22 protein-coding genes are annotated in these 21,149 nt (G+C 72.3%); 14 read left to right on the top strand and 8 right to left on the bottom strand.

Annotation, left to right across the window (positions count from 1 at the left end):
* Positions 1 to 144 precede the first annotated feature (144 nt).
* Positions 145 to 1,707: an ATP-dependent DNA ligase gene (locus AB0J57_RS00930; protein ID WP_366125765.1), complete on the top strand. Its 1,563-nt coding sequence runs from the start codon at positions 145 to 147 to the stop codon at positions 1,705 to 1,707.
* Here the strand turns inward: AB0J57_RS00930 and AB0J57_RS00925 are convergent.
* The gene (locus tag AB0J57_RS00925; RefSeq protein WP_366126432.1) at positions 1,686 to 2,237 is read right to left on the bottom strand and encodes a DUF6328 family protein; all 552 of its coding nucleotides are present in this window, start codon (positions 2,235 to 2,237) and stop codon (positions 1,686 to 1,688) included. The genes AB0J57_RS00930 and AB0J57_RS00925 overlap by 22 nt on opposite strands.
* Before the next feature lie 321 nt (positions 2,238 to 2,558).
* Between AB0J57_RS00925 and AB0J57_RS00920 the strand changes: the two genes are divergently transcribed.
* From AB0J57_RS00920 to AB0J57_RS00910, 3 genes are all read left to right on the top strand, one after another.
* On the top strand, positions 2,559 to 2,963 hold the full coding sequence (locus AB0J57_RS00920; protein WP_366125764.1) for a hypothetical protein: 405 nt from the start codon (positions 2,559 to 2,561) through the stop codon (positions 2,961 to 2,963).
* Between the two features lie 88 nt (positions 2,964 to 3,051).
* On the top strand, positions 3,052 to 3,735 hold the full coding sequence (locus tag AB0J57_RS00915) for a DUF6766 family protein (protein WP_366125763.1): 684 nt from the start codon (positions 3,052 to 3,054) through the stop codon (positions 3,733 to 3,735).
* A 79-nt stretch (positions 3,736 to 3,814) separates the two neighbouring features.
* Complete coding sequence (locus tag AB0J57_RS00910) at positions 3,815 to 4,489, top strand: HAD family hydrolase (protein WP_366125762.1); 675 nt, start codon at positions 3,815 to 3,817, stop codon at positions 4,487 to 4,489.
* A 220-nt stretch (positions 4,490 to 4,709) separates the two neighbouring features.
* Here AB0J57_RS00910 and AB0J57_RS00905 read toward each other — a convergent pair whose 3' ends face one another.
* Positions 4,710 to 5,036: a plasmid stabilization protein gene (locus AB0J57_RS00905; protein ID WP_366125761.1), complete on the bottom strand. Its 327-nt coding sequence runs from the start codon at positions 5,034 to 5,036 to the stop codon at positions 4,710 to 4,712.
* A gap of 192 nt (positions 5,037 to 5,228) precedes the next feature.
* Here AB0J57_RS00905 and AB0J57_RS00900 point away from each other — a divergent pair, with 192 nt between their 5' ends.
* On the top strand, positions 5,229 to 5,624 hold the full coding sequence (locus tag AB0J57_RS00900; RefSeq protein WP_366125760.1) for a hypothetical protein: 396 nt from the start codon (positions 5,229 to 5,231) through the stop codon (positions 5,622 to 5,624).
* On the opposite strand, the gene AB0J57_RS00895 is transcribed toward AB0J57_RS00900, so the two are convergent.
* Positions 5,614 to 6,216, bottom strand: coding sequence for an isochorismatase family cysteine hydrolase (locus AB0J57_RS00895; RefSeq protein WP_366125758.1), 603 nt, complete (start codon positions 6,214 to 6,216; stop codon positions 5,614 to 5,616). The two genes, AB0J57_RS00900 and AB0J57_RS00895, sit on opposite strands and share 11 nt — an antisense overlap.
* Before the next feature lie 7 nt (positions 6,217 to 6,223).
* Complete coding sequence (locus tag AB0J57_RS00890) at positions 6,224 to 7,195, bottom strand: LLM class F420-dependent oxidoreductase (protein ID WP_366125757.1); 972 nt, start codon at positions 7,193 to 7,195, stop codon at positions 6,224 to 6,226.
* 141 nt (positions 7,196 to 7,336) lie between these two features.
* On the opposite strand from AB0J57_RS00890, the gene AB0J57_RS00885 reads away from it, so the two are divergent.
* The 4 genes from AB0J57_RS00885 to AB0J57_RS00870 all read left to right on the top strand — a co-directional run bounded on the left by AB0J57_RS00885 (position 7,337) and on the right by AB0J57_RS00870 (position 11,085).
* Positions 7,337 to 8,104 (top strand): polysaccharide deacetylase family protein, encoded by a 768-nt coding sequence (locus tag AB0J57_RS00885; protein ID WP_366125756.1) that lies wholly within the window; start codon positions 7,337 to 7,339, stop codon positions 8,102 to 8,104.
* A 340-nt stretch (positions 8,105 to 8,444) separates the two neighbouring features.
* On the top strand, positions 8,445 to 8,882 hold the full coding sequence (locus tag AB0J57_RS00880) for an SRPBCC family protein (RefSeq protein WP_366125755.1): 438 nt from the start codon (positions 8,445 to 8,447) through the stop codon (positions 8,880 to 8,882).
* Between the two features lie 50 nt (positions 8,883 to 8,932).
* A complete protein-coding gene (locus AB0J57_RS00875; protein WP_366126431.1) occupies positions 8,933 to 10,636 on the top strand; it encodes an NAD(P)/FAD-dependent oxidoreductase in 1,704 nt (567 codons plus the stop codon).
* 44 nt (positions 10,637 to 10,680) lie between these two features.
* Complete coding sequence (locus tag AB0J57_RS00870) at positions 10,681 to 11,085, top strand: response regulator (protein ID WP_366125754.1); 405 nt, start codon at positions 10,681 to 10,683, stop codon at positions 11,083 to 11,085.
* Between the two features lie 10 nt (positions 11,086 to 11,095).
* Here the strand turns inward: AB0J57_RS00870 and AB0J57_RS00865 are convergent, their stop codons facing one another.
* The gene (locus AB0J57_RS00865; protein WP_366125753.1) at positions 11,096 to 12,049 is read right to left on the bottom strand and encodes a hypothetical protein; all 954 of its coding nucleotides are present in this window, start codon (positions 12,047 to 12,049) and stop codon (positions 11,096 to 11,098) included.
* Positions 12,050 to 12,159: 110 nt separating this feature from the next.
* Here AB0J57_RS00865 and AB0J57_RS00860 point away from each other — a divergent pair, with 110 nt between their 5' ends.
* On the top strand, positions 12,160 to 12,963 hold the full coding sequence (locus AB0J57_RS00860; protein WP_366125752.1) for a PRC and DUF2382 domain-containing protein: 804 nt from the start codon (positions 12,160 to 12,162) through the stop codon (positions 12,961 to 12,963).
* A 223-nt stretch (positions 12,964 to 13,186) separates the two neighbouring features.
* On the opposite strand, the gene AB0J57_RS00855 is transcribed toward AB0J57_RS00860, so the two are convergent.
* The gene (locus AB0J57_RS00855) at positions 13,187 to 13,561 is read right to left on the bottom strand and encodes a subtilase-type protease inhibitor (protein WP_366125751.1); all 375 of its coding nucleotides are present in this window, start codon (positions 13,559 to 13,561) and stop codon (positions 13,187 to 13,189) included.
* A 598-nt stretch (positions 13,562 to 14,159) separates the two neighbouring features.
* On the opposite strand from AB0J57_RS00855, the gene AB0J57_RS00850 reads away from it, so the two are divergent.
* Together AB0J57_RS00850 and AB0J57_RS00845 are read left to right on the top strand one after the other, a co-directional pair.
* Positions 14,160 to 14,744: a carbonic anhydrase gene (locus AB0J57_RS00850; protein ID WP_366125750.1), complete on the top strand. Its 585-nt coding sequence runs from the start codon at positions 14,160 to 14,162 to the stop codon at positions 14,742 to 14,744.
* An 82-nt stretch (positions 14,745 to 14,826) separates the two neighbouring features.
* Positions 14,827 to 16,332, top strand: coding sequence for a SulP family inorganic anion transporter (locus tag AB0J57_RS00845; protein WP_366125749.1), 1,506 nt, complete (start codon positions 14,827 to 14,829; stop codon positions 16,330 to 16,332).
* Here AB0J57_RS00845 and AB0J57_RS00840 read toward each other — a convergent pair.
* A complete protein-coding gene (locus AB0J57_RS00840) occupies positions 16,305 to 16,520 on the bottom strand; it encodes a hypothetical protein (protein ID WP_366125748.1) in 216 nt (71 codons plus the stop codon). The two genes, AB0J57_RS00845 and AB0J57_RS00840, sit on opposite strands and share 28 nt — an antisense overlap.
* 228 nt (positions 16,521 to 16,748) lie before the next feature.
* On the opposite strand from AB0J57_RS00840, the gene AB0J57_RS00835 reads away from it, so the two are divergent.
* Positions 16,749 to 17,216, top strand: coding sequence for an SPW repeat protein (locus AB0J57_RS00835; RefSeq protein WP_366125747.1), 468 nt, complete (start codon positions 16,749 to 16,751; stop codon positions 17,214 to 17,216).
* A 96-nt stretch (positions 17,217 to 17,312) separates the two neighbouring features.
* Here the strand turns inward: AB0J57_RS00835 and AB0J57_RS00830 are convergent, their stop codons facing one another.
* A complete protein-coding gene (locus tag AB0J57_RS00830; RefSeq protein WP_366125746.1) occupies positions 17,313 to 18,161 on the bottom strand; it encodes a rhomboid family intramembrane serine protease in 849 nt (282 codons plus the stop codon).
* A gap of 135 nt (positions 18,162 to 18,296) precedes the next feature.
* Here AB0J57_RS00830 and AB0J57_RS00825 point away from each other — a divergent pair, with 135 nt between their 5' ends.
* Positions 18,297 to 21,137, top strand: a complete 2,841-nt coding sequence (locus AB0J57_RS00825) for a SpoIIE family protein phosphatase (RefSeq protein ID WP_366125745.1) — start codon at positions 18,297 to 18,299, stop codon at positions 21,135 to 21,137.
* Positions 21,138 to 21,149: the final 12 nt, after the last annotated feature.

The raw sequence follows: 21,149 nt of genomic DNA, 5'->3' as shown, positions 1-21,149 counted from the left end.
AGCCGGCCGCCCCACCCAGGGGGCAGCCCACCCCTGCCGCCCGCCCCCCACCCCCGTCGCCCGCCCCGACCCGCCCCGCGCACGCGGCCGTGCCGGGTGGGGCGTCCGGGTGCGGTGGGGGCGTGGGGCGGGGACGATGGCGGCATGTTGCTGGCCCGACTCGCGGAGGTTTCCGGAGAGGTCGCCGCCACCTCCGGGCGCTCCGCCAAGATCGCCGCGCTGGCGGAGCTGTTCTCGGCGACCTCGCCCGAGGAGGCGCCGCTGGTTATCGCGTACCTCGCGGGACGGCTCCCGCAGGGGCGGATCGGGGTGGGCTGGAGCACCCTGAGGGAGCCCGTGCCGCCGGCCGGCGAGGCCACGCTGACCGTCATGGACACGGACGCCGCCCTGTCCGGGCTGGCTCGGGTGGCCGGTCCCGGGGCGCAGGGGGAGCGGCAGCGGCTGGTGCGGGAGCTGATGGGCGCCGCGACCGCCGCCGAGCAGCGGTTCCTCGTGCGGCTCCTGACGGGGGAGGTCCGGCAGGGGGCACTGGACGCCATCGCCCTCGAAGGCGTCGCCAAGGCGGCAGCGGTACCGGCCGCGGACGTACGGCGGGCCGTGATGCTGGAAGGCTCGCTGCCCCGCGTCGCGCAGGCGCTGCTCGCCGAGGGGCCGGCCGCACTGGAGCGGTTCCAGCTCCGGGTCGGCAGCCCGGTGCATCCGATGCTGGCCCATACGGCCAAGAGCGTGGTCGAGGCCATCGCCGCCCTCGGCCCGTGCGTCGTCGAGGAGAAGCTCGACGGCATCCGCGTCCAGGTGCACCGCGACGGCGACGACGTCCGCCTCTACACCCGGTCCTTGGACGACATCACCGACCGGCTGCCGGAGATCTCGGCGGCCGCGCGCGAGCTGCCGGGGGACCGGTTCGTCCTGGACGGCGAGGTGATCGCACTCGACGCCGCCGGCCGGCCCGTACCGTTCCAGGACATCGCGTCCCGCGTCGGCTCCCGTATCGACGTGGCGACCGCCGCTGCCACCCTGCCCGTGTCACCCGTCTTCTTCGACGTCCTGGCCGCCGGCGGCACCGTGCTCGTCGACCTGCCCGGCCACGAGCGGCACGCGGCACTGGCCCGCCTCGTACCCGAGCCCATGCGGGTGCGGCGTACCGTCGTCGAGGACCCCGGCGACCCGGCGCAGACGGACGCGGCCGAGACGTTCTTCGCCGACACCCTCGCGCGCGGCCACGAAGGCGTCATGGTCAAGGCGCTCGGCGCCCCCTACAGCGCCGGCCGCCGCGGGCGCTCGTGGCTGAAGGTGAAACCCGTGCACACCCTCGACCTCGTCGTCCTCGCCGCCGAGTGGGGCCACGGCCGCCGCACGGGCCTGCTCTCCAACCTCCACCTCGGCGCCCGCGCCGCCGATGGCACGCACGTGATGCTCGGCAAGACGTTCAAGGGCCTGACCGACGCCATGCTGCGGTGGCAGACCGAGCGGCTCCAGGAGCTGGCGGTCGAGGACGACGGCTTCACCGTACGGGTGCGCCCCGAGCTGGTCGTCGAGATCGCGTACGACGGTCTGCAACGCTCCCCGCGCTACCCGGCCGGAGTGGCTCTCCGCTTCGCGCGGGTGCTCCGCCACCGCCCCGACAAACCGCCAGCCGAGGCCGACACCATCGAGACCGTCCTCGGCGGCCTCTCCGGCGGCTCTCAGTCGGCCAGCGTGGTGTAGCGGATCCGGGCCCACAGCGGCAGCACGAACCAGCACAGCACGTACCAGGTCACCACTCCGGCGACCAGCCACGGCACGAACTCGTCATGGGTCGCCACCCGCAGCACCAGGAACAGCGCCGAGATCAGCGTCGCCAGCAGCAGCACCAGTCCGACGAACGTCAGCCGTGACGCCCAGACGACGGCCTGCGGCTTGATCCGCCGCCCCGACACGATGCGGTGGAACGACACCGGCCCTATCAGCGCCCCGGTCGCGGCGGCTCCCAGCGCCACCGTGGTGATGTAGATGGTCTTGTCGGCGCTCGGCAGATCCGCGAACGTCGGCGCGAAGACCACGGTGAGGAGGAAACCGAAGAGGATCTGCACGCCCGTCTGGGCGACGCGGATCTCCTGGATCAGCTCGACCCACCGCCGGTCCGCGCGCTCCTCCGGGGTCTCGTTCCGCCCTCCGGTCTCGTCCCGCCCAGCGGTTTCGCTCGGCCCGGACTCCGTCCGTCCCGCCCCCGGCCGCCCCTGCCCTTGTGGCCCCACTGTCCCGCCGCCTGTCCCGCCGCCCCCTGGCGTCTCCCGCTGCTGGCCCCGCTGATCCTGTTCCGGCATACGCTCAGGCATCCGATCCTCCCAGGTCCGTCCCGCACTGGTCTTCTAACCCGGGACGACCGGATCAAGCCCGTACGCCGTACGCCGTCCCGCCGTGCGCGGATCCCTGTGCGCGTACGGCACCCGAAGGAACTCCCCGGGTGTCGAGAGGCCGGAGCGTGACCGGACGCGGACGCTGCGCCCATGCTCGTACGACACCTCCGGGACGCCCCTGGGACACCAGGTGCCGAGTGCCGAAAGGAGCCGCGCCACGTGCGTGTCACCCCCTTCGCCGCGCTCCTGGTGCCGGTCGCGCTGACGCTCGTCGGCTGCGGGGTCCCGCTGGAGGAGACCCGGGCCGTCTCCGAGGCCGCCGCCGCCTTCACGGCCCGCGAGCAGGCCTCGGACACGGCCGCCGCCTGCGACTTCCTCGCGCCCGAAACCCGCGAGGAACTCGCCCACGACCCCGGCCCGACCTGCGCGGCGGGACTCGCCGAAGCGGACCTGCCGAACCCCGGCGACGTCCGCACCACCGAGGTGTACGGCCGCCAGGCACGCGTCGAACTCGACCAGGACACCTACTTCCTCACCTCCTTCGCGGACGGCTGGAAGGTCAACGCGGCCGGCTGCACCCCGCGCCACCGGAAGCCCTACCGCTGCCTCGTGAAGGGGGGCTGATTCCCCGCATGCGGACGATGTTCACGCTCTATCTCCTCATCGTGATCTGTGGCCTCGTCGCGTTCAGCGTGGTGGGGATGATGCACCGGTGAACCGCGTGACCGGTTTCCTCCGGGACAACGGCATCTCCATCGCCTTCGGGGCCGCCTTCCTCGCCGCCCTCTTCGGGCAGGCACTGGCCGGACAGGCCGAGTACAACAACGACCTCCGCACCGTCGGCGCCCGGGCCATGAGCTTCGGCGACTACCTGACGACGTCCCACTTCGCCGTCAACGTCACGGAGAACTGGCAGTCCGAGTACCTTCAGTTCTTCCTGTTCCTCTTCGCCACGGTCTGGCTGGTCCAGCGCGGGTCCCCGGAGTCCAAGGAACTCCACAAGGTGGGCGTGGAGTCGGAGAAGGACCAGCGCATGGGCGAGCACGCCGGCCCGGACTCGCCCCGCTGGGCATCCGTCGGGGGCGTGCGGCAGGCGCTGTACTCCCGATCCCTGGGAGTGGTGATGTTCCTGGCCTTCGTGGGCTCCTGGTACGCCCAGTCGGTCGCCGGCGCGGCCGCGTACGGGGAGCAGCGCCTGCGCGAGCTCCAGGACCCGGTCCCGTGGTCCGACTACCTCCTCACGGCCGATTTCTGGAGCCGTACGCTCCAGAACTGGCAGTCCGAGCTGCTCGCCGTCGGCTCCATGGCGATCTTCGCCGTCTTCCTGCGCCAGCGCGGCTCACCGGAGTCGAAACCGGTGGGTGCCGCCCACTCCTCCACAGGTGTCGAAGGCTGAAGCCAAGGTAGAGGGTGAGGGTGAAGGTGAAGGCGAGGGACATGAGGCGGCGGCCGGAGCGGGCGCGAAAGGAGACGGCATGACACGCGCGGCGGTGTTCGACGTCGACGGCACCCTCGCCGACACCAACCACCTGCATGTGACCACCTGGTGGGAGGCGTTCCGGCAGGCCGGGCACAACGTGCCCATGCACGCCGTCCACCGGGCCGTCGGGCTCAGCTCCCACGACCTGATCGCGCACCTGCTCGGCCCGGACCGGGACACGGAACAGGACGACGCCATCAGCGCCGCCCACAAGACCCTCTACGGGACCTACTTCGACAGGCTGCCCGCCTTCCGGGACGCCGGCCGGCTGCTGAAGACCCTCGCGGCGGACGGCTGGACGGTCGTCCTCGCCACCTCCGCCGGGGGCGCCGAGCTGTCCGCGCTGCGCCGCGCCATCGACGCGGACGACGCCATCAGCGCCACCGCGAGCGCCGACGACGTCGAGGAGGGCAAGCCCGCGCCCGAGCCGGTGCGGCACGCGCTGGAGCTGGCGGGGGCGCAGGCCGGGCGTTCCGTGTTCGTGGGGGACACGGTGTGGGACATGGAGGCCGGCACCCGCGCGGGCGTCACCTGTGTGGGCCTCCTGTGCGGCGGCATCCCACGGGCGGACCTCATGGAGGCAGGGGCCGCCGTCATCCACGACGACCCCGCCGACCTGCTCGCGCACCTGGACCGCAGCCCGCTGGCCGCACCCCGCGAGGCCGGCTGACGCGCACGCCCGGTGCCGCACTGCCCGGTGCCGCGCCACCCGGCGCCGCACTGCCCGGTGCCGCACTGCCCGGTGCCGCGCCACCCGGCGCCGCACCGCCCAGTGCCGCGCCGGCTGACCGCGCCCCGGCTGACGGTGCCCGCCCGGCCCGCCGCCGGGGACCGGCACGCGCCCCGGCCGATGCGCCGTCGGCCGGGGCGTGCGCGCACGCGCCGTCGCGTTACTTCCCGAGCTCCCGCTGGAGCTGCGACTTGTTCATGGACGACCGGCCCTGGATGCCCTTGCGCTTGGCCTCCTCGTAGAGCTGGTCGTACGTGGGGCCCTTGGTCCCGCTGCTGCCGGACCGCTGCCCGCCCCGCTTGGAGGACGACATGTCCTGCTTGGAGGTCTTGCTGGCGGTCTTCGACTCCCCGGAGCGTGCCCGCTCCTTGTTCACCGTGCGGGCGGCGATCTCCTCGGCCCGCTTCTCGCTCGCGCCGCGCTTCTTGGAGCTTTCCTTGATGTGCTCGTACTGCCGTTCACGCTTCGGGCTGGATCCTGCGGGCATTCGTTCCTCCTGACGTCCCCCCTTGCGGACCCCCCTGCTTCTCCTCACCCTCGTACCAGGCACCCACCTCCGCAAACGCGCCGGAGAAGATCCTGATTGGCGCGCCCGGGACGAGGTATTCGTGCCTGTACGGGCAGGGGACGGGGCCCAAGGAACCGGACCCGAGGAACCGGACCCAAGGAGTGGAGCGACGTGGAGAGCAACCGAACCAGGAACCACCCCGCGGACTGCGACGTCACCGTGCAGCTCAGCGACTGCGGCCGCCAGGACGCCCAGGCCGTCTTCGACACGCTCGACCGCGTCTTCGCGAGCTGCGACGTGCCCGCGCCCGGGCCGGAACAGGCCCACGACCACGAGCCCACCGTGTGGATGGCCACGTTCGACAGTTCCGCCCGTACGGGCGAGCTGCCCGGACCGCCCGGCCTCAGCACGCCGGTCACCGCGCTGCTGACGGGCGACCACCACGCCGTGGCCGAGGTGGAGAAGGCCCTCGGCGGACTGTTCGAGGTGCGGTCGTCGGCGTCCGTGTCGGGCGAGCACGAGAAGGAGGCGCGCCTGCTGCTCGCATCGCGCTACGTCACCCACTGACGTCGTCGGACGTCGTGGAGCCGAAGTCGATCTCCTTCGCCTCCACCGTCCGGGCGCCCATGTTGCGCCGCATCATCTCCAGGGCCGCCCGGGCCAGCGGCTCGTGGATGTGGGCCACCGCGTCCGTCGGCACCGTCACCTCGATGTGCCGGATGTGCGCGTCGAGCGCCGAGTACAGCACGCACTGCTCGGTGACCTGGCCGCACAGCACGAGGTGGCCGACGCCGAGCTGGCTCAGGAGGTACGCCAGCGGCGTCTCGTAGAAGATCGAGTGCCGTGCCTTCACCACGAACAGGGAGGAGTCGTCCGGACGGAGCGGCTCGACCAGCTCGGCGTGCGGCCCCGCCAGGGCCGTTTCAAGGATCTCGCCGTGGTGGGAACGCCACTCCCCGAAGTTGTCGTTGACGTAGATCACGGGTACGTCGTGCTGCCTGGCCCGCGTCAGCAGGTCCACCAGGACGGGCAGCCTCCGGCGCACGGAGGGCAGGAGGAACTCGGCGTCCTTGTGATCGTACGTGTTGATCATGTCGATGACGACGAGCGCGGTGCCGGACGTACCCGCTCCCGGCGCCCCTCTCCCGGACGTACCCATGTGCGCGTCAGCCCACTGCGTCGCGCAGCGCGGGCAGCAGTTGCTTCGCCGACCAGTCCAGGAAGGCGGGCTGCGTGTCACCGCCGATCTGGACGAGCGCGATCTCGGTGAAGCCCGCGTCGGCGTACGGCTTCACCGCGGCCACGAAGTCGTCCGGGTCATCACCGCAGGCGATGGCATCGGCGACGTCCTCGGGCTTCACGAACTGGGTCGCCGCGTCGAACGAGTCGGGGTGCGGCAGCTCCGAGTTGACCTTCCAGCCGCTGCCGAACCAACGGAACTGGTCGTGCGCCCGGCGTACGGCGGCCTCCTTGTCCGGGTCGTAGCAGACGGGCAACTGGCCCACCCGCGGCTTGCCCATCCCGCCGTGCCGGTCGAAGGCGTCGAGCAGCTCGCCCTTCGGCTCCGTCGCGATGACGAGGTCGGCGAGGCGGCCCGCCAGTTCGCAGGACCGCTCGCCGGAGACGGCGAGACCGATGGGCGGCGGCTCGTCGGGCAGGTCCCACAGGCGGGCGGACTCCACGTCGAAGTGCGCACCGCGATGGTTGACGTGGCCGCCGTCGAAGAGCGCCCGGATGATGCCGACGGCCTCCTCCAGCATCTCGTGCCGTACGTCGACGGAGGGCCAGCCGCCGCCCACCACATGCTCGTTGAGGTTCTCGCCGGACCCCAGCCCGAGGCGGAACCGGCCCTCGGACAGCAGTTGGAGCGTCGCCGCCTTCTGCGCGACGACGGCCGGGTGGTAGCGGAAGGTCGGGCACGTCACGTACGTCATCAGCGGGATGCGTGACGTCGCCTGCGCGGCCGCTCCGAGCACCGCCCAGGCGTAGGGCGCATGGCCCTGCGAACGCAGCCAGGGGAAGTAGTGGTCGGACGTCACCGAGAAGTCGAACCCGGCCTCCTCGGCCTGGACCACATGGTCCACCAGGGCACGGGGCCCAGCCTGCTCGGTCATCATCGTGTATCCGATTTGCACCATAAACCCGCGATTTCCCCAAGATCCGAACCGGAAACCTGAGGGGCGGCGCCATCCGACGGGGCGGTATGCACCGCGTGTATACACCGTGTGTAGAGTGGCGGCACTTCGATTGATCCACCTCCCACGGAAGAGAGCTGCCCCATGCCGTTCGGCAAGAAGTCCCCTGTACGCCGCAAGGCCGCCGCCTCCGTCGTGGCCGTGGCCGTGGCCTCGCTCGTCCTCGGTCTGGCCGGCTGCTCGGCAGACAGGGTCGCGCCCGCCAGTGCGAGGGACGACGCCAAGGGGGAGGCGGGCCCCGTCGACTGCCGAAAGCTCAAGTGCATAGCGCTCACGTTCGACGCGGGGCCCGGCAAGGACACGCCCCGGCTGCTTGACATCCTCAAGGAGGAGAAGGTCCCGGCCACCTTCTTCCTCCTCGGCAAGAAGCACGTGGACCGCTATCCCGACGTCGTACGCCGCATCGCCGCCGAGGGGCACGAGGTGGCCAACCACACCTGGACCCACCAGATCCTGACCGGCCTCGAACCCGACGAGATACGGCAGGAGCTGTCCCGTACGCAGGACGCGATAGAGAGGCTCACCGGCCGCAAGCCCACCCTCATGCGCCCGCCCCAGGGGCGTACCGACGAGACCGTCGCCGGTGTCAGCCGCGAACTGGGGCTCGCCCAGGTGCTCTGGAGCGTCACCGCGAAGGACTACTCCACCACCGACTCCGCCCTGATCCGGCAGCGGACGCTCGACGGCGCCGAGAAGGACGGCATCATCCTGCTGCACGACATCTACGACGGAACCGTCCCGGCCGTCCCCGGCATCATCGACGAGCTGAAGCAGCGGGGCTTCACTTTCGTGACCGTGCCGCAGTTGCTCGCCCCCGCCAAGGCGGAACCCGGCACGGTGTACCGACCCTGACACGCCGGGACGCCAGTGGTGAGGCGGGTCACGCGCCGGAACGGCAAGCGTGGGAACACCGCTTGATGGTTGACCGTTCATCGATGTGTGGTTGCGAAAGGGACCGTGTCCCCGGCCTCCCGCCGCGCGGCGACCGCCCTTCGTGGCCACATGAGCGGCCCCGGCTGGATTCCCCCCGTCCAGTCGGGGTTCCGCTTTCCTCTTCCCCCCCCGGGGCGGCACGCCGAAGCCCGCTGCGGGCGACGCGCCGAAGCCGCCGCAGGTGGCGCCGCGTTCGCACCGGGCGCATACGGGTACCCGCCGGGCGATCCTTCCCCAGCGGCGTGCACCGGAGGCCTCCATGGCGGTACGGCACCAACTGATCAAGAGCCCCCCCGAAGCCGTGTGGGCGGTGCTCAGTGACCCGTCCCGGTACAGCGACTGGGTCGTCGGTACGGCCTCCTCCCGGCCCAAGGACGGCGACTGGCCGAAGCCCGGCTCCGCGCTCGAGTACACCGTGCGCCTGGGTCCCCGCACGGCCTCGGGTGAGACCGTCGTACGACTGTGCGAACCGCCCAGATGCCTGGAGCTGGAAGCCCAGAGCGATGCCCTCGGCACGGCCAGGATCGCCATCGAGCTGCGCCCCTGGGGCGACGAGACGCTCGTCGTCGTGGACGAGCACCCGCTGCGCGGACCCGGCGGCCTCCTGCACAACACGGTGATCGACGCCCTGCTCCAGTTGCGCCACCGCGCCATGCTCCGCCGCCTCGCGGACGTGGTCGAAAGGGAAGCCCCATGAGCCCCGGCCCGCCCCCCGGCCCCGTGGTGCCGGACGCGGCCCCCGACACCGTGCCGGACGCCCTGGTCATCGGTGCGGGCCCCAACGGGCTGGTGGCCGCCAACGTGCTCGCCGACGCGGGCTGGTCGGTGGAGGTCCTCGAAGCCCAGGACGAGCCCGGCGGCGCCGTCCGCAGCGACCGGGGCGTCCACCCGGACTACGTCAGCGACGTGTTCAGCGCCTTCTACCCGCTGGCCGCCGCCTCCCCCGTACTGTCCCGCCTCGCCCTCCACGAAGAGGGCCTCCGCTGGAGTCACGCCCCGCGCGTACTGGCCCACCCCCTGGCCGACGGGCGGTGCGCGGTGCTGGAGCGCGACCGCACGGCGACGGCGAGCGGACTGGAGCGGTTCGCCGCCGGCGACGCCCTCGCCTGGGAGCACCTGTGCGACGTGTGGGACCGGCTCGGCGACGACATCGTGGGCGCCCTGTTCACCCCCTTCCCGCCGGTGCGGGCGTCGGTCCGGCTGGCCGCCCGCGTGCGCGCCGCGGGCGGACTGCGGCTGGCCCGCATGATGATGCTGCCCGTACGGCGCCTGGCCGAGGAGGAGTTCCACGGAGAGGGCGGCCGCCTGCTGCTGGCCGGCAGCGCCCTGCACGCAGACCTCGCCCCCGAGGCGGCGGGCAGCGGAGGCTTCGGCTGGCTGATGGCCATGCTCGGCCAGACGTACGGCTTCCCGACGCCCGTCGGCGGGGCGGGGGCACTGAGCGCCGCCCTCGTACGCCGCCTCCAGCGGCGCGGCGGCGTGGTGCGCTGCGGCGAGCGGGTCGTCGAGGTCACCGTGCGCGCCGGGCGGGCGGTGGCGGTCCGTACGGCGGCGGGGGAGACGGTGCCGGTGAACCGGGCGGTCCTCGCCGACGTGGCGGTACCCACTCTGTACGGGAGCCTCGTCGGCCCCCAGCACCTGCCCTCCCGGCTGCTCGACGACGTGCGCCGCTTCCAGTGGGACTGGGCCACCTTCAAGGTCGACTGGGCGCTGTCCGGCCCCGTCCCGTGGTCGGCGGGTGAGCCGGCGGCGGGCGCGGGCACCGTCCACCTGGCCGACGGCATGGACGAGCTCACCCGCTTCTCGGCCCAGCTCGCCATGCGGGAGGTGCCCGACCGGCCGTTCCTGCTGTTCGGGCAGATGACCACCGCCGACGCGTCCCGCTCCCCGGCCGGTACCGAGTCCGCCTGGGCGTACACCCACGTACCGCACCGCGTCCGGGGCGACGCGGGCGGCGACGGCATCACGGGCGGCTGGGACGCCCGCGAGCAGGAAGCCTTCGCGAACCGGGTCGAAGCCCAGGTGGAGCGCTTCGCGCCCGGATTCCGCTCCCTCGTCCGCGCCCGCCGGATCCTCGCCCCGCCGACCCTCGAAGCGATGGACGCCAACCTGTACCAGGGAGCCCTCAACGGCGGCACCGCGGCGATGCACCAGCAGCTCGTCTTCCGCCCCGTACCCGGCACGGGACGCCCCGAGACCCCGGTGGAGGGCCTCTACCTCGCCTCCGCCGGCGCCCACCCGGGAGGCGGCGTGCACGGCGCGCCCGGCGCCAACGCCGCCCGCGCGGCGCTGCGCAGCTCCCGCCCCCTCCGCCGGGCGCTCGCCCGCGCGCAGAGCGCCCTGGCGGGCCACGGCTTCCGCTCCGCCCCGGCCTCCGCCTCCTCCTCCGAAGACCCCGGCGCACCGGGCACACCGGGCGGCGCTTCGGGCGAGCTGCCACGGACGGAGTAACGGGCGCATGCTGGACAGGTGAGCCCGATCGGAGGTGAGCAGCCATGATCGTCGCGGACAAAGTGCTGCTGGTCGACGACCACGAGGACAACCTGTTCGCGATGCGGGAGGCCGTGTCCCCGCTCGGCTACCCGCTGGAGGTGGCCACCAGCGGGGACGAGGCGCTCAAGACCGTGCTGCGCGGTGGCATCGCGGTCACGGTCCTCGACGTCGTCATGCCGGTGGTCAGCGGACTCGACGTCCTGCTCTACATGCAGCGGCTGGAGCAGACCCGGCGCATCCCGGTCATCCTCGTCACCGGCCTGGGTATCGACCCCCAACTGTCCCGCGACGCGATGCGGCTGGGCGCCGCCGACCTCGTGGCCAAACCGATCGACCCGTGGGCGCTGTGCATCAAGGTGCGCTACCTCCACGAGGCCCGCCGCCTGTCACCCACAGCGGCCGGGTGACCCCCGCTCCTCACCGCCCCGCCCGCCGTTCGGCACGGGCGGCGGCGTCCCGGGCCCGGCGGCGGGCCGCGCGCGCCTCCCGGTCGGCCTCCTGGAACCGCCGCTGGGCGGCCCGCACGCCCTCGTCCGCCGTACGCCGGCGAGCCTCGGCCTCCTTCAACTCCTCGGCCAGCGCCTCCACCCGCCGTCCCGCCTCCCGGAACTCCTCTTCGGCGCGCTCCTGGCCGGCCTCGGCCCGCTCGCGCTCCTCCTCACGCGCGCGTGCCTCCTGGTCCGCGCGCCGCGCCTCCTCCCGCAACTCCCGCGCCTGCCGGTCCCGCTCCCGCCGCTGCTCCTCCGTGCGCCGCTGTTCCTCGGCCCGCCCCCCGCGCGACTGCTCGTCCCCACGCGGCTTTTCCTCCGCCCGCGGCCTTTCCTCCGTACGGGGTTCCTCCTCCGTACGCCGTCGTGCGCGCCGCCCGCCCCCCGGGGCCGGGACGTCCGTGACGGCGGCGGTGAAGCCCACGGGGGCGCTCAGCGGTTTCACCAACTGCCCCGCCGCCCACTCCTCGGCCGCGGCCGGGTCCGCCAGGACCGCGTGCAGGGTCGCCTCGACCTCGTACTGGACGTCGTCGCCGACCGGCTGCCCGGCCTCCGCCGCCAACTGCCGCGCCTCCCGGGCGAGGGCCGTCACCAGGACGTGCTGCTGCCGGCTCAGCTCCCGCAGCCGCGCACCGTCCAGTTCGTGGTGGGCACGGCGCAGCCCCTCGCCGAGAGCGGCCAGCGACCGGGCCTCCTCCGGCCGCTCCCGTACGAGCAGGTTGCTCGCCCAGGCCGCGAGGGTCGGCCGGCGCAGTGCCCGGACGGCGTCCGCGAGCGCCCGGTCACCGGCCTTGCGGGCTTCGGCGGCGCGTGCGTTCCGGGCCGCGGTGAAACGGTCGGGACGCAGCGCGTACAGCTCGTCGGTGACGCTCTCCAGGTCCATTGACCCATTTTGCGGCGATAAGAGGCGAGAGGAGAGGTTTTCCTGCTGGGAGCGGTGGTCACCCGACCAGGAGAACCGCGCAAGCACACGAGAAACCCCAGGGAGGACGCATGATTAACCGGACACAGATCCCGGCCGTGCTCGACCACCCGGTGTACGACGCGACCGGTGACAAGATCGGTGAAGCCAAGCACGTGTTCGTTGACGATGTGACAGGCCGGCCCGACTGGGTCAGCGTCAGGACCGGATTCTTCGGCACCAGTGAATCGTTCGTACCGATCCATGACGCGGCTCTGGTCGAGGACCACCTGGAGGTGCCTTACCCCAAGGGCAAGGTCAAGGACGCCCCGAACGTCGACGTCGACGCGGGCGGCCATCTGTCGGCCGCCGAGGAGCGGCGCCTCTACGACTACTACGGCCTCCGCTGGGACGGCACCCTGGGCCGGGGCGACCTGTCCGGCGACGGCGGCCGTGCCGGCACCGGTACGGCAGCGGCGGCGGGCACTGCCGGTACCCGTGCCGGTGACGACGCCATGACCCGCTCCGAGGAGGAGATGCACGTCGGCGTCGAGCAGCGGGAGACCGGCAAGGCCCGGCTGCGCAAGTACATCGTCACCGAGGAGGTCCAGCAGACCATCCCGCTGCGGCACGAGGAGGTCACCCTCGAGCGTGAGCCCGTCACGGAGGCCAATCGTGACGCCGCCCTGTCGGGCCCGGAGATCTCCGAGTCCGAGCACGAGGTGACGCTGCACGCCGAGCAGCCGGTGGTGGGGAAGGAGACCAAGCCGGTGGAGCGGGTGCGGCTGAGGACCGATGAGGTCACAGACGAGGAGACCGTACGAGGCCAGGTCCGCAAGGAGCGGATCGAAGCCGATCTGCCCGACAAGGAGACCGGCAAGGACCGCGACCGCTGAACCACCACGGACCGCCCCGCTCCCCCAGGAGCGGGGTTCGCGTACGCCGGCTGCGCCCACCCTTCCCTGCCGCTCTCGGCCGCGACCTCACACAGTCTGTCTCCACACCCGCGATTCCTCGCCCCATGGTTGTATACGATCCCCGCACGTGACGCACACAACGCGGCGGCCCGCACGGCCGGTTGCTGGGGCCGTGCGGGCCGGGGGAGGCGTGAGGCCGGGCTCAGAAGGAGAAGACGCTCGAACCCTCCGACTGCAAGACGCAGGAATTCGCATACATTTGCTCGAAGTTCACGCGTCGGCCTTCCCAGGTACCCTGTGCGGTGACCACGACCGGGTCGTAGATCTTGATACAGGGTCGGGTGCTTTCATCACCCAGCTTGTCGAACTTTCCGTCCACCGACCGCAGTTCGGCGCACGCCTTCTGCGGCGCCGGGTGCGTCCCGCCGGCGGTCGGGTTACAGGTGAGCGTCACCGCCCGGGTGGGCACCGCGGTGGCGGCGGTCTCGCCCTGGCCCACCGTGAGTACCAGGGCCGTCGGTGCGTAGAGCCGCGGCTCGGGCGCGGCGGCCTTCGCGGCGGCCCCCGTGACGGTCATGGGCCCGAGGACCCCCGCTGTGGCCAGACCGCACACGATGGCGCGCCTTACCAGTGTCCGCATGGCATGAAACCTCTCAGCTCGAATCGGTTCGCTTGCTTCGGTTGGTGCGGCAGCCACATTGCCGCGCCGGTGCTGTTGACGCACATTCAGCAACGCTTTTCAGTTTGGTCTGTTATTCAAGCGCTGACGCGAAACGCATTCTCGAAGGCGGCCGGTCCGTCCATGTGCACCCGCCTCATCAGGGCTTTATGGCGTGCCGGATATGGTTCAAACGTGCACCATGCGTAGAAACGTGCGAATGGGTGGGCGGTCAACACGTCCGAAACGTGATGGCAATGTGAAGGGATCGGATCCAGCCTGCCTCGCGGCGCGCCGACGCAAAAGGACCTTTCATGGGAAGGTAATGTTCCGGCAAAGTTGACGTAGCTGCTGTCGTGCATGATCGTTAGCGCACCGCACCACGGTGCCGTGCCCCGACAGTGCCGCGGAGACCCCGCGGTTCCCGTCAGCCAAGCCCCCCACATGCAACCGACAATGACCCGACCACACCGCGCCCCCCGGCCCCCACGGCCCGGAGCGCAGGAGGCAGGCCGCCATGAAGTCCCTGATCGACAACGCTCGTACGTTCCCCACCCGCGTCGCCCAACGGCCGGAGGAATTCCGCCGTCTCGCCGCCGGACAGGCCCCCGAAGCCCTGTTCATCACCTGCTCGGACTCCCGGGTGATCCCCTCCCTCATCACCGGCGCCCGCCCGGGCGAGCTCTTCGAACTCCGCACCGCCGGCAATGTGGTTCCGCCCTACGACGAGGCCCGGCCCAGCGCCGAGACCGCCACCGTCGAGTACGCGCTCCGCGTCCTCGGCGTCCGCGACATCGTCGTGTGCGGGCACTCCCACTGCGGCGCCGTCGGCGCCCTCGTGCGCGGCGACGACCTCTCCGGCCTCCCCGCCGTCCGCGGCTGGCTCAACCACTCCGTACCGGAGCCGCCGGCCACCGGCGACCTCGCCGAGGCGGTGCGCCGCCACGCCGTGGCCCAGCTCGACACACTCCGCGGCTACCCGGCCGTGCGGGAATCCCTCGCGAACGGGCAACTGTCGCTCCACGCCTGGTACTACGAGATCGACACCGGCGCGGTCAGCGTGCACCGGCCGGAGCTGGAGGGCGAGTTCAGCCGCCTGTGAGGCGGACCAGCACTCCCGTGTCCCCCTCCGTCCGTCCGCCGTCCCCCGGGGCGGCGGACCGCACGACTAGGAACTCACCCTCATGTTCTCCTCGTTGAAGGACCCCGCCGTGCTGCGCCGCGACATACTCGCGTCGCTCGTCGTCTTCCTCGTCGCCGTGCCCCTGTGCGTGGGCATAGCCGTCGCCTCCGGCGTACCCGCCGAACTCGGTCTGGTGACCGGTATCGTCGGCGGACTCGTCGTGGGCGCCCTCCCCGGAAGCTCGCTCCAGGTCAGCGGCCCCGCCGCGGGCCTCACCGTCCTGGTGTACGAGGCCGTCCAGGAGTTCGGCCTCGGCGCGCTCGGAGCCATCGTGCTCATATCCGGACTGCTCCAACTACTGCTCGGCGCACTGAAGTTCGGCCGCTGGTTCCGGGCCATATCCGTCGCCGTGGTCCAGGGCATGCTCGCGGGCATCGGCCTCGTCCTCGTGCTGGGACAGGTGTACGCGATGGCCGACACCGACCAGCCCTCCGGCGGCCTCGGCAAGCTCGCCGGCCTGCCCGAGCTGGCCGGCACCGTCCTCTCCGGCGGCACGGCCCTCACCGCGTTCCTCGTCGGCGCCGGAACCGTGGCCGTCCTCGTCCTGTGGCCACGGCTCCCGGCCCGCGCCCGCGCGGTCCCCGGCCCGCTCGTCGCGGTGGCCCTCGCCACCGCCGTGACCGTCCTGTTCGACCTGCCCGTCGCCAAGGTCGAGGTGCAGGGCCTGCTGGATGCCGTTCAGCCCCCGGGCCTCGGCGACTTCGGCAGCATCACCACGGTGGCGGCGATCGGCACCGTCCTGGCCTTCACCCTGATCGCCTCGGCCGAGAGCCTGTTCAGCGCCGCGGCCGTGGACCGCATGCACGACGGGCCGCGCACCGACTACGACAAGGAGCTGATGGCCCAGGGCGTCGGCAACACCCTCTGCGGCGCCCTCGGCGCCCTGCCCATGACGGCCGTCATCGTCCGCAGCGCGGCCAACGTCCAGGCCGGCGCGCGCACCTCCCTCTCGCGCTTCCTGCACGGAGTATGGCTGCTCCTGTTCGCCGCCCTGCTGCCCGCGGCGATCGGTGTCATCCCGCTCGCCGCGCTCGCCGGCGTCCTGGTGCACGCCGGCTGCAAGCTCGTACCCGTCAAGGACCTGGTCCCGCTGTGGCGCGAGCACCGCGGTGAGGCGGTGATCCTCGGTATCACCGCCGTGGCCATCCTGGTCACCAACCTCTTCGAGGGCGTGCTGCTGGGCCTGCTGCTCGCGGTCTGCAAGACCGCGTGGGAGACGTCCCACCTCCACGTCGAGGTGCGCGAACTCACCGGCGGCCGCCTGGTCGCCGCCATCTCCGGCAACGCCACCTTCCTCCGGCTGCCGAGGATCCTGGAGGAACTGGAGGGCCTGCCCAAGGACCGGCCCATCGAGCTCGACCTCTCCGGGCTGCGCCACCTCGACCACGCGTGCCGGATCGCCCTGGAGAACTGGGCGCTGCGTCACAACGACGCGGGTACGGAACCGGTGCGGATGCTGCCTCCCGAGGGCGTCCCGGTTCAGGCCTCGTCGGCGGCGAGCACGTAGTCGACGACGGACTCGGGCGTCAGCCGGTCCTTCTTGATGATCGCGACGCTGTCGCTCCCGCTACCGGGTCCGGAACTGGACCCGGTAGCGGGAGCGTTGTCGTGCTCGGCGGCATGGGCGGTCGCGGCCGCCCCGGCGGTGAGCAGGACGCCGGCGGCCGCGGCCACGGCGGTGGCACGGAGATTCATGCTTGCCCTCTCGTTCAGTGAGTCCTGAGTCCTGAGTGGTGAGTGGTGGGTCGTGAGCCCGTAAGCGGTCGGCATGATCAACGAAATCCCGTCACAGAGGTGTCGGGCGCGCTTCTCGTCAAGCTGACGCACGCCGGACGGCTGTTGACACTGTTGACCGGAATGCCACTAAAGGAGTTATATGGGGATAAAGGGCAGATAAAGTCTTCCACAGGAGGCGGGCCCGCAATGACCACCCACCCGAGCATCGAGCAACACCCCGATCTTGCCGAGATGCGGTCTCGGTTCGAACGGGCGACCAGTACCCCCCGTGGCCAGGCGATCGAGACGCTGGGCCTGCTCACGGGTCTCTACTTGGCAGCCTCGCCATGGATCGCCGGGTTCAGCGGCTTGACGGCTCTGGCCGTCTGCAACCTGATCACCGGTGTCGCCTACGCCCTGTGCATGAGCGGGTTCGGCTCGGCGTACGAGCGGACCCATTCCATGGCCTGGGCCGCGTGCGCCATCGGCGCATGGACGATCATCTCTCCGTGGGTCGTCGCCGGTAACGTCGACACGACCCGCAGCGTGGTGAACAACGTCATCGTCGGTGCGGTGGCTCTGCTGCTCGGCCTGGCCATGGCCGCGGCGGCGATGGCCGACCGTCGTGCCGGACGCACCCGCGCCCGCGGTGGCCCCGGCCCCGCCATGGAGTGAACGAGCTGGCACGCTCGACCCGGAAGGCCCCGACGCCCCTGGCGCCGGGGCCTTCCCCGCGCGACCGCCACACCGCGCGAGCACCACACCGCCCGGTCACCACTCGGGGCGTGGCCGCCCCCGCCAGGGCGCATCGGGCCGGGCCCGGGAGCCCCACAGCATGCCCTGCGGCTCGGGCGGCGGCGGCGTGCCCCGGCGCAACGGCCAGGCGAGCACCATGCCCACCGCGAAACCGATCACGTGGGCCACATAGGCCACGGTGCCGGCCTGGGAGACCGCCGCACCGTACGAGTACACGGCCTGGAGGGCGAACCACAGCCCGAGGACCGACCAGGCGGGCACGCGCAGGGGCAGGAAGATCAGGAACGGGACCAGGACCCACACCCTGGCCCTGGGGAACAGCACCAGATACGCGCCCAGGGCGCCGGCGACCGCACCCGACGCACCGATCAGCGGAGTCCCCGAGTCGGCGTTGAGCACGGCGAAACCGTACGCGGCGGCGTAACCGCACACGCCGTAGAGCAGCAGGTAGCGCACATGGCCCAGGCGGTCCTCGACGTTGTCACCGAAGATCCACAGGAAGAGCATGTTGCCCAGCAGATGCAGCCAGCTCCCGTGCAGGAACATGGCCGTCAGGACGGACAGCGGCGGTGACTTGTCGTAGTCGGGCGGGCCGATCAGGCAACCCGGTCCGGACGGGCCGACGCCGGCCTCACCTGTGGGAACCAGCCCCGGCAGACGGTCGTGGATCAGCTCGCGCGGCACGGCCGCCCACTGGTCCAGGAACGCCTCCAGGCGGCACAACTGCGCCAGACCGCCCTCGCCGGTCACCGAACCCGCCATGCCGGGGGTGCGCAGGAAGACCACGAAGTTGGCGATGATCAGGGCGTACGTCACCCAGGGGACGCGCCGCACCGGATTCACGTCATGAACGGGGATGACCACAACGCATCACTTCCCGGTCGCCGCCGCCCAAATCCAACTGCTCCGCTCAAGCTGTCCCGCCACCGGTACTCGCGCATCCGCGCCAGAGGTCGCCGACAATGGAGGAGTGCGGCAGCTCCTCCGGTGTGGAGAGTGATGGAGCCATTGGCGAGGAAGGGAAACTGGCCGTTCCGGCCGGACCGGCGGTCACGTCAACGGTCACGCGACCGCTCGCGCCGGCGCGAGTCCGACGGGCCGCGTGGCGGCTCCGGGCCGGGACGGCGCTCCCCGCTGAGCCTGCGCACCGCCGCCGGGCAGGTGTTCCTGTTGCAGGTCCTGATCGTGCTGCTGCTGGTCGCGGCAGCCGTGACGGCCGTGGTGATCCAGGCCAACCGTGCCAGTGAGCGGGAAGCCGAGCGCCTGTCGGTGACCGCGGCGCAGTCGTTCGCGAACGCCCCGGGCACCGCGCAGGCGTTGAACACCGCCGATCCGACAGCCGTCCTGCAACCGCGTGCCGAGGCGGCCCGCAAGGCGGCGGGCGTGGACTTCGTCCTCGTCATGACCACCGACGGCACCCGCCTCACCTACCCCGACCCGAAGCAGATCGGGAAGAAGTTCGTGGGCACCATCCAGCCCGCGCTGGAAGGCCGCACCGTCGTCGAGCGGGCCGGCGGCCCGCCGCTGCCGGCCGGTACCGGAACGGCCGTGCAGGCCGTGGTCCCCGTGATCGGTGCCGACGGCTCCGTCGTCGGTCTGGTCTCCGCCGGGATCACGTCGGAGAACGTGGGCGACCTGGTCGACCGGCAGCTCCCGCTCATCCTCGGCACCGGCGCGGCCGCGCTGGCGCTGTCCACCGCCGGGACGGCGCTGGTGTCGCGGCGGCTGCGGAGGCAGACGCGCGGCATGGGCCCGGCGGAGATCACCCGGATGTACGAGCACCACGACGCGGTGCTGCACGCCGTGCGGGAAGGGGTGCTGATCACCGGGGCGGACGGCCGGGTGCTGCTGGCCAACGACGAGGCGCGGCGGCTGCTGGACCTGCCGGCGGACGCGGAGCGGCGACGGGTGGCGGACCTGGGGCTGGAGGGGGAGACGGCACGGTTGCTGGGCTCGGCCGAGCCGGTCACCGACACGGTGTGCCTGGCCGGGGACCGGCTGCTGGCGGTGAACAAACGGCCCACGGCCCCGTACGGGGGCCAGGCGGGCAGCGTGGTGACACTGCGGGACACCACGGAGCTGGCGACCGTCACCGGGCGGGCCGAAATCGCGCGGGAGCGGCTGAGGCTGCTGTACGACGCGGGGGTGCGGGTGGGCGCCACGCTGGACGTGACGCGCACCGCCGAGGAACTGGCGGAGGTGTCCGTGCCCCAGTTCGCCGACGCGGTCACCGTGGAACTGCTGGACGCCGTCCTGCGGGGCGAGGAGCCGCCACCCGGGCCGGTCACCGAGCTGCGCCGCACCGCGGCCCACGGCCTGGAGGGCAGCGGCTCCCGCCACCCCGTCGGCGAGCTGATCCGGTTCGCCCCCACCAGTGCCGTCACCGCCGCCGTCAGGAGCGGCCGAGCGGTCCTGGAGACCGGTCCGGGGACCTCCGAGGGCCTGTGGGCCCAGGGTCCCGGGCAGGCTCGGTACGCCGTGGACCAGGGCTTCGGCTCCCTGGTCGTGGTACCGATGCTGGCGCGCGGGGTGCTGCTGGGGGTGGCGAACTTCTGGCGGGCGAGCGGCTCCGCGCCCTTCGAGGAGGAGGACAAGTCCTTCGCCGAGGAGCTGGCCGCCCGGGCGGCGGTCGCCATCGACAACGCCCGCCGCTACACCCGCGAGCACGCCATGGCCGTCACCCTCCAGCGCAGCCTCCTGCCCCGTGGCATACCCGAGCAGAACGCCCTGGAGGCGGCCTACCGCTACCTGCCCGCCCGGGCGGGGGTGGGCGGCGACTGGTTCGACGTCATCTCCCTGTCCGGCGCCCGGGTGGCGCTGGTGGTGGGCGATGTCGTCGGCCACGGCCTGCACGCCGCGGCCACCATGGGCCGGCTGCGTACCGCCGTGCACAACTTCTCCACCCTGGACCTGCCGCCCGACGAACTGCTGGGCCACCTGGACGAGCTGGTGGCCGGCATCGACACCGAGGAGGACGCCGCCGAGGAGCGGGACGGACACGGGATCACCGGGGCCACGTGCCTGTACGCCGTCTACGACCCCGTCTCCGGCCGGGTGGCCGCCGCCACCGCCGGTCACCCCGGGCCCGCGGTCGTCCACCCGGACGGGAGCGTGACCTTCCCCCGCATGCCGGTCTCCCCGCCGCTCGGTCTGGGCGCCGGGCTGCCCTTCGAGAGCGCCGAGCTGACCCTGCCCGAGGGCTCGCAACTGGTCCTGTACACCGACGGGCTGATCGAGGACCGCGGCCGTGACCTGGACGCGGGCATGGAAGCCCTGCGTACCGCCCTGACGGGGACCGGCCGGACGCCGGAGGCCACCTGCGCCGCCGTGATCGAGGCCGTGCTGCCCTCCCAGCCGAGCGACGACATCGTGCTGCTGGTGGCCCGCACGCGCCGCCTGGACCCCGCCGACTACGCGGAGTGGGAGGTGCCCCGCGACCCCGCCGCGGTGTCCCCGGTCCGGAGCGCCTGCGCCCGCCGCCTGGCCGACTGGGGCCTGGAGGACATCGGCTTCGCCACCGAACTCATCCTCAGCGAGCTGATCACCAACGCCATCCGCTACGGCGGCGACCCGATCACGGTCCGGCTCCTGCACGGCCGCAACCTGATCTGCGAGGTCTCCGACGGCAGCAGCACCTCGCCCCACCTCCGCCGCGCCAGAACCACCGACGAGGGCGGTCGCGGCCTGTTCCTCGTCTCCCAGTACGCCGAGCGCTGGGGCACCCGGTACACCCCCGAGGGCAAGGTCATCTGGACCGAACAGCCCCTCCACGGTGGTGCGGCGGAGGCCGGGGAGCTCGGCGACGCGCTGCTCGACCAGTGGAGCGACGAACCCCTCTGACCGGCCCGGAGC

This window comes from Streptomyces sp. NPDC049837, from assembly GCF_040674455.1.
Classification (GTDB): domain Bacteria; phylum Actinomycetota; class Actinomycetes; order Streptomycetales; family Streptomycetaceae; genus Streptomyces.
This window is presented reverse-complemented; position numbering and strand designations above follow the sequence as displayed.